At 59.6% G+C, this 17,031-nt stretch carries 12 protein-coding genes; 1 reads left to right on the top strand and 11 read right to left on the bottom strand.

Going from position 1 to position 17,031, the window contains the following annotated elements:
* Nucleotides 1-8: 8 nt before the first annotated feature.
* The 9 genes from rplB to rpsL form a co-directional block, all read right to left on the bottom strand.
* On the bottom strand, nucleotides 9-845 hold the full coding sequence (rplB, locus tag QA648_RS05400) for a 50S ribosomal protein L2 (protein WP_104822785.1): 837 nt from the start codon (nucleotides 843-845) through the stop codon (nucleotides 9-11).
* Between the two features lie 11 nt (nucleotides 846-856).
* The gene (locus QA648_RS05395) at nucleotides 857-1,150 is read right to left on the bottom strand and encodes a 50S ribosomal protein L23 (RefSeq protein WP_015339600.1); all 294 of its coding nucleotides are present in this window, start codon (nucleotides 1,148-1,150) and stop codon (nucleotides 857-859) included.
* Nucleotides 1,147-1,767 (bottom strand): 50S ribosomal protein L4, encoded by a 621-nt coding sequence (rplD, locus tag QA648_RS05390; protein ID WP_104822784.1) that lies wholly within the window; start codon nucleotides 1,765-1,767, stop codon nucleotides 1,147-1,149. Before rplD ends, QA648_RS05395 begins: the two co-directional genes overlap by 4 nt.
* Before the next feature lie 14 nt (nucleotides 1,768-1,781).
* Nucleotides 1,782-2,423, bottom strand: coding sequence for a 50S ribosomal protein L3 (gene rplC / locus QA648_RS05385; RefSeq protein WP_028753974.1), 642 nt, complete (start codon nucleotides 2,421-2,423; stop codon nucleotides 1,782-1,784).
* Nucleotides 2,424-2,462: 39 nt separating this feature from the next.
* Complete coding sequence (gene rpsJ, locus QA648_RS05380) at nucleotides 2,463-2,771, bottom strand: 30S ribosomal protein S10 (protein WP_003547547.1); 309 nt, start codon at nucleotides 2,769-2,771, stop codon at nucleotides 2,463-2,465.
* A 311-nt stretch (nucleotides 2,772-3,082) separates the two neighbouring features.
* A complete protein-coding gene (gene tuf, locus QA648_RS05375; protein WP_104822771.1) occupies nucleotides 3,083-4,258 on the bottom strand; it encodes an elongation factor Tu in 1,176 nt (391 codons plus the stop codon).
* Nucleotides 4,259-4,325: 67 nt separating this feature from the next.
* Nucleotides 4,326-6,425: an elongation factor G gene (gene fusA / locus QA648_RS05370; protein ID WP_104822783.1), complete on the bottom strand. Its 2,100-nt coding sequence runs from the start codon at nucleotides 6,423-6,425 to the stop codon at nucleotides 4,326-4,328.
* Between the two features lie 30 nt (nucleotides 6,426-6,455).
* Complete coding sequence (gene rpsG / locus QA648_RS05365; RefSeq protein WP_028755233.1) at nucleotides 6,456-6,926, bottom strand: 30S ribosomal protein S7; 471 nt, start codon at nucleotides 6,924-6,926, stop codon at nucleotides 6,456-6,458.
* A 77-nt stretch (nucleotides 6,927-7,003) separates the two neighbouring features.
* Complete coding sequence (gene rpsL, locus QA648_RS05360) at nucleotides 7,004-7,375, bottom strand: 30S ribosomal protein S12 (RefSeq protein WP_003507760.1); 372 nt, start codon at nucleotides 7,373-7,375, stop codon at nucleotides 7,004-7,006.
* A 505-nt stretch (nucleotides 7,376-7,880) separates the two neighbouring features.
* Here rpsL and QA648_RS05355 point away from each other — a divergent pair.
* Complete coding sequence (locus QA648_RS05355) at nucleotides 7,881-8,174, top strand: transcriptional regulator (protein ID WP_104822782.1); 294 nt, start codon at nucleotides 7,881-7,883, stop codon at nucleotides 8,172-8,174.
* Nucleotides 8,175-8,280: 106 nt separating this feature from the next.
* Here the strand turns inward: QA648_RS05355 and rpoC are convergent, their stop codons facing one another.
* Together rpoC and rpoB are read right to left on the bottom strand one after the other, a co-directional pair.
* The gene (rpoC, locus tag QA648_RS05350; RefSeq protein WP_104822781.1) at nucleotides 8,281-12,492 is read right to left on the bottom strand and encodes a DNA-directed RNA polymerase subunit beta'; all 4,212 of its coding nucleotides are present in this window, start codon (nucleotides 12,490-12,492) and stop codon (nucleotides 8,281-8,283) included.
* Nucleotides 12,493-12,682: 190 nt separating this feature from the next.
* Nucleotides 12,683-16,825 carry a DNA-directed RNA polymerase subunit beta gene (rpoB, locus tag QA648_RS05345; protein WP_104822780.1) on the bottom strand — a complete coding sequence of 1,381 codons (4,143 nt, stop codon included), beginning with the start codon at nucleotides 16,823-16,825 and terminating at the stop codon, nucleotides 12,683-12,685.
* Between the last annotated feature and the right edge of the window lie 206 nt (nucleotides 16,826-17,031).

Here is a 17,031-nt window from a genome sequence, read left to right as displayed (position 1 = left end):
TTCCTCTCTTACTTCTTGCGCTGATGGCGCGAGCGCATGATCATCTTGTCGGTCGACTTGTTCGACCGCGTACGCTTGCCCTTGGTCGGCTTACCCCATGGGGTCACCGGATGGCGACCACCGGAGGTGCGGCCTTCACCACCGCCGTGCGGATGGTCAACCGGGTTCATGACAACGCCGCGGTTATGCGGCTTCTTGCCACGCCAACGCGAACGACCGGCCTTACCGTCGTTGATGTTGGCATGATCCGGGTTCGAAACCGCACCGATCGTAGCAAGGCAATTGCCATGTACGAGGCGCTGTTCGCCCGAATTCAGGCGAAGGATCGCCATGCCCTGGTCACGACCGACGAGCTGAGCGTAGGAGCCAGCCGAACGAGCGATCTGACCGCCCTTGCCCGGCTTCATTTCCACGTTATGGATGATGGAGCCGACCGGGATGAACTGAAGCGGCATGGTGTTGCCCGGCTTCACGTCCACTGCCTTTTCCGAAGCGACGACCTTGTCGCCGGCAGCGAGGCGCTGCGGAGCGAGGATGTAGGCCAGTTCGCCGTCCGTGTACTTCACCAGAGCGATGTAAGCGGTACGGTTCGGGTCGTATTCGATGCGCTCGACCGATGCTTCGACGTCGAACTTGCGACGCTTGAAGTCGACCAGACGATAGCTGCGCTTGTGACCGCCACCCTGGAAACGCACGGTGATGCGGCCGGTGTTGTTGCGGCCACCCTTGGAGGTCAGGCCTTCCGTCAGCGTCTTGACCGGCTTGCCCTTGTAGAGCGAGGAGCGATCGACGATGACCAGCTGACGCTGGCTCGGGGTCGTCGGATTGAATGTTTTCAATGCCATTTTCTTATTCCTCAGAGACCGGTGGAGACGTCGATCGACTGGCCTTCGGCGAGCGTCACAACAGCCTTCTTCACGTCCTTCTGCTTGCCGACGAGACCCTTGAACCGCTTGGTCTTGCCGAGGCGCAGCAGAGTGTTAACGGCCGTCACCTTGACGCCGAAGAGCGCTTCGACGGCAGCCTTGATTTCAGGCTTCGTCGCGGTCTTGGCAACGTTGAAAACAACCTGGTTATTGTCCGAAAGCAGCGTGGACTTTTCGGTGATCGCAGGAGACACGATCACATCATAATGGCGAAGATCCGTCACTTGAATCGCTCCTCTAGAGCTTCAACTGCAGCCTTGGACAGCACGAGCTTGCCGCGGCGCAGGATGTCGTAAACGTTGATGCCCTGGATCGGCAGAACATCGATGTTCGGGATGTTCTGAGCCGCGAGCTTGAAGTTGCTGTCGAGCTCAGCGCCACCGATGAAGAGTGCATTGGTCAGGCCGAGCGTCTCGAAAGTGCTGGCCAGAGCCTTGGTCTTTGCATCGGCTGCAACCAGGCTGTCGATGACGATGACGTCTTCGGACTTCAGCTTGGCGGACAGAGCATGACGCAGGCCGAGGGCGCGAACCTTCTTCGGCAGATCGTGCTCATGGCTGCGAGCGACCGGGCCGTGAGCCTTACCACCGCCGCGGAACTGCGGAGCGCGAGCCGAATGGTGACGAGCGCGGCCCGTACCCTTCTGCTTGTACATCTTGGCACCGGTGCGCGCTACGTCTGCGCGGCCCTTTGCCTGATGCGTGCCCTGCTGCTTCTTGGCGAGCTGCCAGCGAATGACGCGTGCGAGGATGTCCTCACGCGGCTCGAGGCCGAAAATCGCATCAGAAAGGGAAACCTTCCCAGCGTCTTTTCCCTCGAGGGTCTTGACGTTCAATTCCATTGGTTTGGCTCCCCTTACTTCGCAGCCGACTTGACGGCATCGCGTACGATGATCCAGGCACCCTTGGAGCCGGGAACCGCACCCTTGACGAGGATCAGACCGCGATCTTCATCGGTCGATACCACTTCGAGGTTCTGCGTCGTGACGCGGGTCTGGCCCATGTGACCAGCCATCTTCTTGTTCTTGAACACCTTGCCCGGATCCTGGCGCGAGCCGGTCGAACCGTGCGAGCGGTGCGAAACCGACACACCATGCGTGGCGCGCAGACCGCCGAAGCCGTGGCGCTTAATGGCGCCGGCAAAGCCCTTACCGATCGTCGTGCCGGTCACGTCGACGAGCTGGCCCGCCGTGAAGTGAGCGGCCTTGAGCTCAGTACCAACTTCGAGCAGGTTGTCGTCCGTAACACGGAATTCAACAAGCTTGGCCTTCGGCTCAACGCTGGCAACGGCGAAATGACCGCGCAGGGCCTTCGTCGTGTTCTTAACTTTTGCCTGGCCAGCACCGAGCTGAACTGCGGTGTAGCCATTCTTTTCTACTGTGCGCTGGGCCACGACCTGGCAGCCATCCAAACGCAATACGGTTACCGGGACGTGCTCGCCGGCGTCGTTATAGACGCGGGTCATTCCCACCTTCTGTGCAATCACACCTGAACGCATCGGTTCAATCCTTCTCACTCAGCTCGAGGACCAGAGGTCTCAGAGCTTGATCTCAACATCGACACCGGCGGCGAGATCGAGCTTCATCAGCGCGTCTACCGTCTGCGGGGTCGGGTCAACGATGTCGAGAAGGCGCTTATGCGTGCGCATCTCGAACTGCTCGCGGCTCTTCTTGTCGATGTGCGGGGACCGGTTTACCGTGAACTTCTCGATACGAGTCGGAAGCGGAACGGGGCCCCGGACGCTAGCGCCGGTGCGCTTCGCCGTCGACACGATCTCGCGCGTGGAAGCATCGAGAATCCGGTGATCGAACGCCTTCAGGCGAATGCGGATATTTTGGCCGTTCATTCGACGTTATCCTTGTGTTTTGTTATCTCGCGTGCCGCTCAAAAAGGGCACGGATTTTTCTTTTTCCTAAGGCGGACCACCGGTTTCAAAGATCGAGAGGGACGCCGGCGACGGCATCCCCATCCACTTTTTTAGACCTTTCGGCCCACCTTATCGTTAATCTCATTGGCCGCTTCGTTATCCGAAGCAGGGCGCAAATCGCGCTCGCGCGCCATTTGCAACATTTCCATGTCATAAGCAAGCGGCTACTGCCGCTTGCATCATATTATTGTCATCGAATCGGCCACTCGGATGGAGTGGCCGACTTCGAATTACTCGACGATGGAGGCGACGATGCCGGCGCCGACGGTACGGCCGCCTTCGCGGATAGCGAAGCGCAGCTTTTCTTCCATCGCGATCGGAACGATCAGCTCAACGGCAACCGTGACGTTGTCGCCTGGCATAACCATTTCCGTGCCTTCCGGAAGCGTCACGATGCCCGTCACGTCCGTCGTGCGGAAGTAGAACTGCGGACGGTAGTTCGTGAAGAACGGCGTATGACGGCCGCCCTCTTCCTTCGTCAGGATGTAGGCTTCGGCCATGAACTTCTTGTGCGGCTTCACAGAACCCGGCTTGCACAGGATCTGACCACGCTCGACGCCGTCACGGTTCACACCGCGGACCAGCGCGCCGATGTTGTCGCCGGCCTGGCCCTGGTCGAGCAGCTTGCGGAACATTTCAACGCCGGTAACCGTCGTCTTCGACGTCGGACGAATGCCGACGATTTCGACTTCTTCACCAACCTTGACGATACCACGCTCGACGCGGCCCGTCACAACCGTACCACGGCCGGAGATCGAGAACACGTCTTCGATCGGCATCAGGAACGGCTGGTCGATCGGACGCTCTGGCGTCGGGATGTAGGCGTCAACCTGGGCCATCAGCTCGCGGATCGCGTTTTCGCCGATTTCCTTGTTGCTGTCTTCCAGGGCAGCAAGCGCCGAACCCTTGACAACCGGAATGTCGTCGCCCGGGAAGTCGTAGGACGACAGCAGTTCGCGAACTTCAAGCTCAACAAGCTCTAGAAGCTCGGCGTCGTCAACCTGGTCGACCTTGTTCAGGAACACTACGATCGCCGGAACGCCAACCTGGCGGGCGAGCAGGATGTGCTCGCGCGTCTGCGGCATCGGGCCGTCGGCAGCCGAGCAAACCAGGATCGCGCCGTCCATCTGCGCAGCACCCGTGATCATGTTCTTCACATAGTCAGCGTGGCCGGGGCAGTCGACGTGCGCATAGTGACGAGCAGCCGTTTCATATTCAACGTGTGCCGTCGAGATCGTGATACCACGCGCCTTTTCTTCCGGTGCCGCGTCGATCTGGTCATACGCCTTGAACTCACCGAAGAACTTCGTGATCGCTGCCGTCAGAGACGTCTTGCCGTGGTCAACGTGGCCGATCGTGCCGATGTTAACGTGCGGCTTATTGCGCTCAAACTTACTCTTTGCCATTTTCGGCTCTCCGTTTTTCCTGTCCCCGAGGGGATCAATTCTTGTTATCGGTCAATTGGTATTCCAGTCACTTCTGACCGGAATACTTTGCCTGGATTTCCTGTGCGACGTTCGACGGGACCGGCGAATAATGATCGAAGGTCATGGTGTACTGCGCACGGCCCTGAGACATCGAGCGCAGGTTGTCGACGTACTTGAACATGTTTGCCAGCGGGACGTTCGCGTTGATGACAACGGCGATACCGCGGCTTTCCTGGCCCTGGATCTGGCCACGACGCGAGTTCAGGTCGCCGATGACGTCGCCGACGTAATCTTCCGGCGTCACGACTTCGACCTTCATCATCGGCTCGAGGAGCTGGGCGCCAGCTTCGCGAGCTGCTTCACGGAAGCAGGCACGTGCAGCGATTTCGAAGGCTAGAACCGACGAGTCGACGTCGTGGAAGGCACCGTCGATGAGCGTCGCCTTGACGCCTAGCATCGGGAAGCCAGCCAGCGGACCCGAAGACAGGACGCTTTCGATGCCCTTCTGGACGCCCGGGATGTATTCCTTCGGAACAGCACCACCGACGATCTTGGACTCGAACTTGAAATCGTCGCCTTCCGGGTTCGGTTCGAACACGATCTTCACGCGAGCGAACTGACCGGTACCACCCGACTGCTTCTTGTGGGTGTAGTCTTTTTCGGTCTGACGCGTGATGGTTTCGCGGTAAGCAACCTGCGGCGCGCCGACGGTGGCTTCAACCTTGAATTCACGACGCATGCGGTCGACGATGATGTCGAGGTGAAGTTCACCCATGCCGGCAATGATCGTCTGGCCCGATTCCTGGTCGGTCTTCACGCGGAAGGACGGATCTTCGGCAGCCAGGCGGTTGAGCGCGAGGCCCATCTTTTCCTGGTCGCCCTTGGTCTTCGGCTCGATCGCGATCTGGATGACGGGCTCCGGGAATTCCATGCGCTCGAGGATAACCGGCTTCAGCGGATCGCAGAGCGTATCGCCAGTGGTGGTTTCCTTGAGGCCGGCCAGAGCAACGATGTCGCCAGCGAAGGCTTCTTCGATGTCTTCACGCGAGTTGGAGTGCATCTGCAGCATGCGGCCGACGCGCTCGCGCTTATCCTTGACCGTGTTCATGACCGACGCGCCCTTTTCGAGCTTGCCGGAGTAGATGCGGGCGAAGGTCAGCGAACCGACGAAGGGGTCGTTCATGATCTTGAACGCCAGCATGGACAGCGGCTCAGCGTCGTCAGCATGACGGTGGATTTCAGCTTCCGTCTTGACATCAATGCCCTTGATCGCCGGAATGTCGATCGGAGACGGCAGGTAATCGACGACGGCGTCGAGCAACGGCTGAACGCCCTTGTTCTTGAAGGCGGTGCCGCAGAACATCGGATGGAACTTGACGTCGATCGTGCCGCGACGGACGAGCGCACGGATCTGGTCGTTGTCCGGCAGATTGCCTTCGAGGTAGGCTTCGGTCGCAGCTTCGTCGATCTCGACAACCGTCTCGATCAGCTTTTCGCGATATTCTTCAGCCTTGGCCTTCATGTCTTCCGGGATTTCGACAACGTCCCACTGTGCGCCGAGCGACTCGTCGCGCCAGATGAGGGCGTTCATCTCGATCAGGTCGATAACGCCCTTGAAGTCGCTTTCAGCGCCGATCGGGAGCTGCATGACGACAGCGGTCGCGCCGAGGCGGGACTTGATCATCTCGACCGAGCGATAGAAGTCAGCACCGGTCTTGTCCATCTTGTTGCAGAAGATCATGCGCGGAACATGATACTTCTCAGCCTGACGCCAGACGGTTTCCGTCTGCGGCTCAACACCTGCGTTAGCGTCGAGCAGCGCGATGGCGCCGTCGAGAACGCGCAGCGAACGCTCGACTTCGATGGTGAAGTCGACGTGGCCAGGGGTGTCGATGATGTTGAAGCGGCGCATCTTGCCGTCACGGCCCTTCCAGAAGGTCGTGGTGGCAGCAGAGGTGATCGTGATGCCACGCTCCTGCTCCTGCTCCATCCAGTCCATGGTGGCTGCGCCGTCGTGAACTTCGCCGATCTTGTGCGACTTGCCGGTGTAGTAAAGAATACGCTCGGTGGTCGTGGTCTTGCCGGCGTCGATGTGCGCCATGATACCGAAATTGCGGTAGTCTTCGATTTTATATTCGCGAGCCATAGTGGACTGCCTTTCGGAAACCGTTCGGGATTACCAGCGATAATGCGAGAACGCACGGTTGGCATCAGCCATCTTGTGCGTGTCTTCGCGCTTCTTGACGGCAGAGCCGCGGTTGTTGGAGGCATCAAGAAGTTCGCCGCAGAGACGGTCGACCATGGTGGTTTCGTTGCGCTTGCGGGCAGCAGCGATCAGCCAGCGAATAGCAAGAGCCTGACGACGCTCGGGACGAACATCGACCGGAACCTGATACGTAGCACCACCAACGCGGCGCGAACGGACTTCAACGTGCGGAGCGATGTTATCCAAAGCCTGATGGAACACGCCGAGCGGCTCCTGCTTTGCCTTGCCCTGCACGGCGTCGAATGCGCCGTATACGATGTTTTCAGCTACGGACTTCTTGCCGTCCAGCATGATGGCATTCATGAACTTCGTGACGACCAGATCGCCGAACTTCGGGTCCGGATTGATCTCGCGCTTTTCTGCTCTGTGACGTCGGGACATACTTCTCGTCTCTCAACTGTTAGCGGCGCTTTACAACGCGGAGAACCTCGCGCAGCGCCGGATTATCTGAAATCGAATTACTTCGGACGCTTTGCACCGTACTTGGAACGGCGCTGCTTGCGGTTCTTGACACCCTGGGTATCGAGAACGCCGCGGATGATGTGGTAGCGAACACCCGGAAGGTCCTTCACGCGGCCGCCACGGATCATGACGACAGAGTGCTCCTGAAGGTTGTGACCTTCACCCGGGATGTAACCAATGACTTCGAAGCCGTTGGTCAGGCGGATCTTTGCGACCTTACGCAGAGCCGAGTTCGGCTTCTTCGGCGTCGTCGTGTAGACGCGGGTGCAAACACCACGCTTCTGCGGGTTCTCCTGAAGAGCGGGAACCTTATTACGCTTTACCTGCGCCTGGCGAGGCTTGCGGATTAGCTGGTTTACGGTAGGCATTCAACCATCCCTTGTAAATCTGTCTCGACACCCTTGCGGGCTTAACTCTCGCCGTCTCCGGCAACGACACACGTTCGCCTCAATGCGCAAAACGTGGCCCGATCCGCTTTCGCAGATGGACCACAAAAAAGCAGAGGACGCATTGAATTGCGTCTTGCGTGCAGCATTCGTGTCTTCAACGTGCGTTTAGAACCTTGTTTGAGGTGAACTCCAGAGCGCGTCGCTCCGAACAGCCATGCCTCACATGGGTCCTGATGGCGGCGGTACTACTGGTTTCCCGCAGGTTCGTCAAGGCCGGTTAAGAATTATCTTTGTCACAAACCCCGAAAAGACGGGCCAAACCAGCCGTTTGGCGCCCCAGATGACGAAATGGCATCGCTTCAGCAAGATGGACTTGGGTATTTCGTTAAAATCCCTATAAGGAATCACAGAAAGCCAATTTCACCGGACGGCAAAGAGCCTCAGAGAATCGCTCGGCCGAATCGATACCACCGAAGGAAGACTTATGATCACTGCGCCAGACAACGACAACAATTTCGACGGCCCCATGGTCTTCATCATCATCGGCAAGGGATATGAAACCGACGGCGGCGAAGGCGTCGACCTGCATGTCATGCTAAAGGCGCCGGATGACGACACCGCCGTGCGCGAAGCGCTGAACGCCCTTGCGGAGGAAGGCTTCATCGAGGCTGATCTCGATCAGATCGGCATGCTGACCGACGTGCCGGATGAGGAGCCTCATGCCTCGGCCTATCAGGGAGCACTGGAAGGCGAAGTGGCGATCATCCGCTTCCGCTAGACGGGACCCTGCTGTCCCGCCCTCGCCGGCTCTTCACAACATAGATGCAAAAAGAAACCGCCCGGATCGCTCCGGGCGGTTTTGATTTTGTTCGAACTCCAGCCGCTTATTCAGCGGCCGGGGCGTTCTCGTTGGCCATGTCCTGCAGCATCGGCGTGGCGACGGCGGCACCTGTGCCCTTGCGGCGCTCTTCCAGGATCAGCTCGTCGCGAGCCGTCGCGATGCGGCGGATCTGCGTCATGGTGCCACCGGTACCGGCCGGGATGAGACGGCCGACGATGACGTTTTCCTTCAGGCCCTGCAGACCATCGGTCTTGCCAGCGATCGCAGCTTCCGTCAGCACCTTCGTCGTTTCCTGGAAGGATGCGGCGGAGATGAAGGACGGCGTCTGCAGCGACGCCTTGGTGATGCCGAGCAGAACCGGATCGCCGTAAGCGGGCTTCTTGCCTTCTTCGATCAGGCGGTCGTTGGCGTCTTCCAGTTCGATACGGTCGACATTGTCGCCGACGATGTACTGGCTGTCGCCTGCGTCGGTGATTTCCACCTTCTGCAGCATCTGACGGACAATCACTTCGATGTGCTTGTCGTTAATGACAACGCCCTGGAGGCGGTAGACTTCCTGGATTTCGTTGACGAGGTAGGAAGCCAGAGCCTCCACGCCCTTGATCGCCAGGATATCGTGCGGAGCCGGGTTACCGTCGAGGATGTAGTCACCCTTTTCGATATAGTCGCCTTCCTGAAGGTGGAAGGGCTTGCCCTTCGGGATCAGGTATTCGACCGGCTCGACACCGTCTTCTGCCGGCTCGATGATGACGCGACGCTTGTTCTTGTAGTCGCGGCCGAGGCGGATCGTACCATCGATCTCTGCGATGATGGCGTGGTCCTTCGGACGACGGGCTTCGAACAGTTCGGCAACGCGCGGCAGACCACCGGTGATGTCCTTGGTCTTTGCGCTTTCCAGCGGCGAACGAGCAAGAACGTCGCCCTGCGACACCTTCGTGCCCGGCTCGACGGACAGGATCGCGTCAACCGAGAGCAGGAAGCGGGCTTCACCGCCACGCGACAGCTTGGCGACATTGCCGCTGGCGTCCTTGACGACGATCGCCGGCTTCAGATCCGAACCGCGCGGTGTCGAACGCCAGTCGATAACCTGACGCTTGGTGATGCCGGTCGACTCGTCGGTCGCTTCGAGAACCGAGAGGCCGTCGACGACATCTTCGAAGTGAACCGTACCGGCCACTTCCGTCATCATCGGACGGGTATACGGATCCCATTCTGCGAGACGCTGACCGCGCTTCACCTTGTCGCCGTCGTCGACATAGAGCTTGGAGCCGTAGGCAACGCGCTGCGAAGAGCGTTCAACGCCGCGTTCATCCAAGATCTGAACCGTCATGTTGCGGCCCATGGCAACCAGGTTGCCTTCGGAGTTGCGCAGCATGTTGCGGTTCTTGATCTGAACCGTGCCTTCATACGAGGCTTCCAGGAACGACTGGTCGACCACGGTCGCCGTGCCGCCCAAGTGGAAGGTACGCATGGTGAGCTGCGTGCCCGGCTCACCGATCGACTGAGCGGCGATAACGCCGACAGCTTCACCGATGTTGACCGGCGTACCGCGAGCAAGGTCGCGGCCGTAGCAGACAGAGCAGACCCCCGTCTGGATTTCGCAGGTCAGCGCCGAACGGATGCGGATCGACTGGATACCAGCCTTTTCGATCTCGATGACATCCGGCTCGAGGATCATCTTGCCGGCGTCGACAATGCGCTCACCCGTGACCGGATGATCGATATCATCCAGCGCCGTACGGCCGAGGATGCGGGCGCCGAGCGAGGCAACGACCTGACCGGCATCGACGATGGCAGTCATGGTGAGGCCAGTTTCGGTGCCGCAATCGACGTGCGTCACGATGCAATCCTGCGCGACGTCGACGAGACGGCGGGTCAGGTAGCCGGAGTTCGCGGTCTTCAAGGCGGTGTCTGCCAGACCCTTACGGGCACCGTGCGTCGAGTTGAAGTACTCGTTCACGGTCAGGCCTTCCTTGAAGTTCGAGATGATCGGCGTCTCGATGATTTCGCCCGACGGCTTGGCCATGAGGCCGCGCATGCCGCCCAACTGACGCATCTGGTTCGGAGAACCGCGGGCGCCCGAATGGCTCATCATATAGATCGAGTTCATCGGCTTCTGGCGACCGGTCTTCTCGTCGAATTCGACGGCCTTAATGCGGGCCATCATTTCTTCGGCGACCTTTTCCGTGGCCTTGCCCCAGGCGTCGACGACCTTGTTGTACTTTTCGCCCTGGGTGATCAGACCGTCATTGTACTGCTGCTCGTATTCCTTCACGAGCGCTTCGGTATCGCCGACGATCTTCGCCTTGGTGTTCGGGATGACCATGTCGTCCTTGCCGAACGAAATGCCAGCGCGGCAGGCATGGGCGAAGCCGAGCTGCATGATGCGGTCGCAGAAAATGACCGTGTCCTTCTGGCCGCAGTGACGGTAGACCGTGTCGATCATCTTGGAGATGTTCTTCTTGGTCATTTCCTGGTTGCAGATGTCGAAGGTCACCTTGCCGTGCTTCGGCAGCAGTTCGCCGATCAGCAGGCGGCCAGGGGTCGTTTCATAGATCTTCGAATAGGGCTTACCCTCTTCGTCGATCGACTTGAAGCGGCCGCGGATCTTCGAGTGCAGCGTCACGACCTTGTTTTCCAGAGCGTGATGCAGCTCGCCGAGATCGGAGAAGGCCATGCCTTCGCCCGGCTCGTTCTGGTTCAGGATCGAGAGATAATAGAGACCGAGAACCATGTCCTGCGACGGAACGATGATCGGCGCGCCGTTTGCCGGATGAAGGATGTTGTTGGTCGACATCATCAGCACGCGGGCTTCGAGCTGGGCTTCGAGAGACAGCGGCACGTGAACGGCCATCTGGTCACCGTCGAAGTCGGCGTTGAAGGCCGTGCAGACGAGCGGGTGCAACTGGATCGCCTTGCCTTCAACCAGCATGGGTTCGAAGGCCTGGATGCCCAGGCGGTGCAGCGTCGGCGCGCGGTTCAGGAGAACCGGATGCTCGCGGATGACCTCGTCGAGGATATCCCAAACTTCCGGCTTTTCCTTTTCAACCAGCTTCTTGGCCTGCTTGACGGTCGAGGAATAACCCTTCGCGTCGAGACGGGCGTAGATGAACGGCTTGAACAGTTCGAGCGCCATCTTCTTCGGCAGGCCGCACTGATGCAGCTTCAGCTCCGGACCGGTCACAATGACCGAACGGCCGGAATAGTCGACGCGCTTGCCGAGGAGGTTCTGACGGAAGCGGCCCTGCTTGCCCTTGAGCATGTCGGACAGCGACTTCAGCGGACGCTTGTTGGCGCCGGTGATGACGCGGCCGCGACGGCCGTTGTCAAACAGCGCATCGACAGATTCCTGCAGCATGCGCTTTTCGTTGCGGATGATGATGCCCGGAGCGCGCAGTTCGATCAGGCGCTTCAGACGATTGTTACGGTTGATGACGCGGCGGTACAGATCGTTCAGATCCGACGTTGCGAAACGGCCGCCGTCGAGCGGCACCAGCGGGCGCAGGTCCGGCGGGATGACCGGGACGACCTTCATGATCATCCATTCCGGACGGTTGCCGGATTCCATGAAGTTCTCGACGATCTTCAGGCGCTTCATCAGCTTCTTCTGCTTGAGATCCGACGTGGTGTCGGCAAGCTCGGAGCGCAGGTCGCCGGCGATCTTTTCGAGATTCATGCTGGCCAGCATCTCGTAGATCGCTTCAGCGCCGATCATGGCGGTGAACTGGTCTTCGCCATATTCGTCGACGGCGAGCATGTACTCTTCTTCCGTCAGGAGCTGATGCTCCTTGAGCGCGGTCAGGCCCGGCTCGGTGACGATGTAGTTTTCGAAATAGAGAACGCGCTCGACATCCTTCAGCGTCATGTCGAGCAGCGTGGAAATGCGGCTCGGCAGCGACTTCAGGAACCAGATGTGGGCAACGGGAGCGGCGAGCTCGATATGGCCCATGCGCTCACGGCGAACGCGCGACAGCGTTACTTCGACGCCGCACTTTTCGCAGATGATGCCCTTGTACTTCATGCGCTTGTACTTGCCGCACAGGCACTCGTAATCCTTGATCGGCCCGAAGATTCGCGCGCAGAAGAGACCATCGCGTTCCGGCTTGAACGTACGATAGTTGATCGTCTCCGGCTTCTTGATCTCACCATAAGACCAGGAAAGAATCTTCTCCGGCGATGCGATCGAAATCCGGATGGAATCGAAATTCTGTGCAGGCACCTGCGGATTGAAAAGATTCATGACCTCTTGGTTCATGCCTGTCTCCTTTAGGGGCGAAACGCCCTCGAATTGCAATCAGTGCCGGCAAATTCCCGGGAACCGGACTGACGCCTTAAAACGACAATAACCGCAGAATGCGGCGAAATCGTCCCTGCCTAGAGCCACACGAATTCGGGCGCCGGCGGGAACGGTGCGCGCTGACGGACAGCGCGCACCCTATCGGCTATTACTCGGCTGCGTCCGGAAGCTGGCCCGCTGCCTGCAGATCGTCGACCTTGGAGTTTTCCAATTCGACGCTGAGGCCCAGCGACCGCATTTCCTTGACGAGAACGTTGAAGCTCTCCGGAATGCCCGCTTCGAAGGTGTCGTCGCCACGGACGATGGCTTCGTAGACCTTGGTGCGGCCGGCCACGTCGTCCGACTTGACCGTGAGCATTTCCTGCAGCGTGTAAGCTGCACCGTAAGCTTCGAGCGCCCAGACTTCCATTTCGCCGAAGCGCTGACCGCCGAACTGCGCCTTACCGCCCAGCGGCTGCTGGGTGACGAGCGAGTACGGGCCGATCGAGCGGGCGTGGATCTTGTCGTCGACCAAGTGGTTCAGCTTCAGCATGTAGATGTAGCCAACCGTGACCTGGCGGTCGAACTGTTCGCCGGTACGACCATCATAGAGCGTCGACTGACCGGTCTGCTTCAGACCTGCCATTGCGAGCATCTCGTTGACATCGACTTCGCCGGCGCCGTCGAAGACCGGGGTCGCGATGGACACGCCACGCTTCCACTGATCGGCCAGACGCAGAACCGACGCGTCGTCATACTCGTGAACGTCGTCGCTCTTCGGACCGTCGCCGACGACCATGTCGATCGTCTGGCGCAGAGGCTCGATGTTGCCGCTTGCCTTATAGGCTTCGATCAGCTCGCCGATCTGACGACCCATACCGGCGCACGCCCAGCCGAGGTGCGTCTCAAGGATCTGACCGACGTTCATGCGCGACGGCACGCCGAGCGGATTGAGCACGATGTCGACATGCGTGCCGTCTTCGAGGAACGGCATGTCTTCGACCGGCACGATACGCGATACGACACCCTTGTTGCCATGACGGCCGGCCATCTTGTCGCCCGGCTGAATCTTGCGCTTCACAGCGACGAAGACCTTGACCATCTTCATGACGCCCGGAGGCATTTCATCGCCGCGCTGGACCTTTTCGACCTTGTCCATGAAGCGCTGTTCGAGGCGCGACTTGGATTCGTCGTACTGGCCACGCAGAGCTTCGAGCTCGCCCTGAACCTTTTCGTCCTCGACGGCGAACATCCACCACTGCGAGCGCGGATATTCGGAGACGACGGCGTTGGACAGTTCCGTGCCCTTCTTGAAGCTCTTCGGACCGGCAAGCGCTACCTGGCCACGGAGCATTTCGATCAGGCGGCCGTAGACGTTACGGTCGAGGATCGCCTGCTCGTCGTCGCGGTCCTTCGCGAGACGTTCGATCTCTTCGCGCTCGATCGCCATGGCGCGTTCGTCCTTCTCGACGCCGTGGCGGTTGAAGACGCGAACTTCGACGACCGTACCGTAGGTGCCGGGCGGCATGCGCATGGAGGTGTCGCGAACGTCGGACGCCTTTTCACCGAAGATGGCGCGCAGAAGCTTTTCTTCCGGCGTCATCGGGCTTTCGCCCTTCGGCGTGATCTTGCCGACGAGGATATCGCCCGGCTGAACTTCAGCGCCGATATAAACGATGCCGGCTTCGTCCAGGTTCTTCAGCGCTTCTTCCGAAACGTTCGGAATATCGCGGGTGATTTCTTCCGGACCGAGCTTGGTGTCGCGCGCCATCACTTCGAATTCTTCGATGTGAATGGAGGTGAACACGTCGTCGGCAACGATACGCTCGGAGAGCAGGATCGAGTCTTCGTAGTTGTAGCCGTTCCACGGCATGAACGCGACGAGCACGTTACGGCCGAGCGCCAGATCGCCGAGGTCGGTCGACGGACCGTCGGCCAGGATGTCGCCCTTGTTGACCACGTCACCAACGGTGACCAGCGGACGCTGGTTGACGCAGGTGTTCTGGTTCGAACGCTGGAACTTCATCAGGCGGTAGATATCGACGCCGGACTTCGACGGATCGAGGTCTTCGGTAGCGCGGATAACGATACGCGTTGCGTCGACCTGGTCGACCACGCCGCCGCGGCGGGCACCGATAGCAGCGCCGGAGTCACGGGCGACAACCGGCTCCATGCCGGTGCCGACGAACGGGGCTTCGGCGCGCAGAAGCGGCACGGCCTGACGCTGCATGTTCGAGCCCATGAGAGCGCGGTTGGCGTCGTCGTTTTCCAGGAACGGGATCAGAGCGGCAGCGACCGAAACCAGCTGCTTCGGCGAGACGTCCATCAGGTTGATGTTGTCGCGCGGAGCGAGCATAACTTCGCCGGCGTGACGGCAAACAACGAATTCCTCGATGAAGGAGCCGTCGGCGTCGAGTTCGGCGTTGGCCTGAGCAACGTAGTACTTCGCCTCTTCCATGGCGGAAAGGTAGAGCACGTCGTTGGTTACCTTACCGTCGATGATGCGGCGGTAGGGGCTTTCGATGAAGCCGTACTTGTTGACGCGGGCAAAGGTTGCCAGCGAGTTGATCAGACCGATGTTCGGACCTTCCGGCGTTTCGATCGGGCAAATACGACCGTAGTGGGTCGGATGCACGTCGCGGACTTCGAAGCCGGCGCGTTCGCGGGTCAGACCGCCCGGGCCAAGAGCCGAAAGACGGCGCTTGTGGGTAATTTCCGAGAGCGGGTTCACCTGGTCCATGAACTGCGAGAGCTGCGAGGAGCCGAAGAATTCGCGAACGGCGGCAGCGGCCGGCTTCGCGTTGATCAGGTCCTGCGGCATGACAGTGTCGATTTCGATCGAGGACATGCGTTCCTTGATCGCGCGCTCCATGCGCAGCAGGCCGAGACGGTACTGGTTTTCCATCAGCTCGCCGACCGAGCGGACGCGGCGGTTGCCGAGGTTGTCGATGTCGTCGATTTCGCCCTTGCCGTCGCGCAGTTCGACCAGCATCTTGACCACGGCCAGGATGTCGTCCTTGCGCAGGATACGAACGGTGTCTTCGACGTCAAGGTCGAGACGCATATTCATCTTCACGCGGCCGACGGCGGAGAGATCGTAGCGCTCCGCATCGAAGAACAGCGAGTTGAACATGGCTTCGGCCGATTCCATGGTCGGCGGTTCACCCGGACGCATGACGCGGTAGATGTCGAACAGAGCGTCCTGACGGTTCTCGTTCTTGTCGGCGGACAGCGTGTTGCGGATGTAGGCGCCGACATTGATATGGTCGATGCCGAGAACCGGGATTTCGTCGAAACCGGCCTTGAGGATGATCGGCAGTGTCTTCTCGTCGATTTCGTCACCGGCTTCGAGATAGATCTCACCGGTCTGGAAGTTGACGATGTCCTCCGCCAGGAAGAGGCCGTACAGCTCTTCGTCGGTGGCCTTCAAAGCCTTGAGGCCCTTTTCCTGCAACTGGCGCAGCAGGCGCGGGGTCAGCTTCTTGCCGCCTTCGACAACGACTTCGCCGGTATCGGCGTCGATCATGTCGGAAACGGTCTTGGCGCCCTTCAGCGTTTCCGCCTTGAACGGAATACGCCAGCCCTGGCCGTCGCGCTGGTAGAGCGACTTGGTGTAGAACGTCGACAGGATTTCTTCGCCGTCCATGCCGAGCGCCATCAGAAGCGACGTCACCGGAATCTTGCGGCGGCGGTCGATACGGGCGTACACGATGTCCTTGGCGTCGAATTCGATGTCGAGCCAGGAGCCGCGATACGGAATGACGCGAGCAGCGAAGAGCAGCTTGCCGGAGGAGTGGCTCTTGCCCTTGTCGTGGTCGAAGAAGACACCCGGCGAACGGTGCATCTGGGACACGATAACGCGTTCGGTGCCGTTCACGATGAAGGTACCGTTGTTCGTCATGAGCGGCATGTCGCCCATGTAAACGCTCTGTTCCTTGATGTCCTTGATGGACTTCGCGCCGGTGTCCTCATCGATATCGAACACGATCAGACGGAGAGTGACCTTCAGCGGCGCGGCATAGGTCAGGTCGCGCTGGCGGCACTCGTCGACGTCGAACTTCGGCGGTTCGAACTCATAGGACACGAACTCCAGCATGGAAGCGCCGGAGAAATCGGTGATCGGGAAAACCGACTTGAAAACGGCCTGGAGACCCTCGTCAGGGCGGCCGCCCTTGGGCTCTTCGACCATGAGGAACTGATCGTAGGACGCCTTCTGAACCTCGATGAGGTTCGGCATCTCTGCGACTTCGGGAATCTTACCAAAAAACTTGCGTACGCGCCTGCGACCGTTGAACGAAAGGGTCTGAGCCATCGTCGCTCCTTTAAAATCCTGCACCCGGGCCTGCAACGGATGGGAACCGCTGGCCAGGCGATCCCATCAATCAATGAGTAGTTCAATCTCGTCTAACTGACCGAAAACCGCTCGGCACGGATTGCGTCGCGGTTCAGTCTCAGACCATCCTCTTGAAGAACCCATTACCCAAAAGCCGTTTTAGCCGCGGCTTTTGGGTAATTTGT

This window comes from Rhizobium sp. CB3171 (genome assembly GCF_029714265.1).
Classification (GTDB): domain Bacteria; phylum Pseudomonadota; class Alphaproteobacteria; order Rhizobiales; family Rhizobiaceae; genus Rhizobium.
The sequence above is the reverse complement of the archived record's forward strand: the minus strand, read 5'-3'. Positions and strand labels throughout refer to the sequence as shown.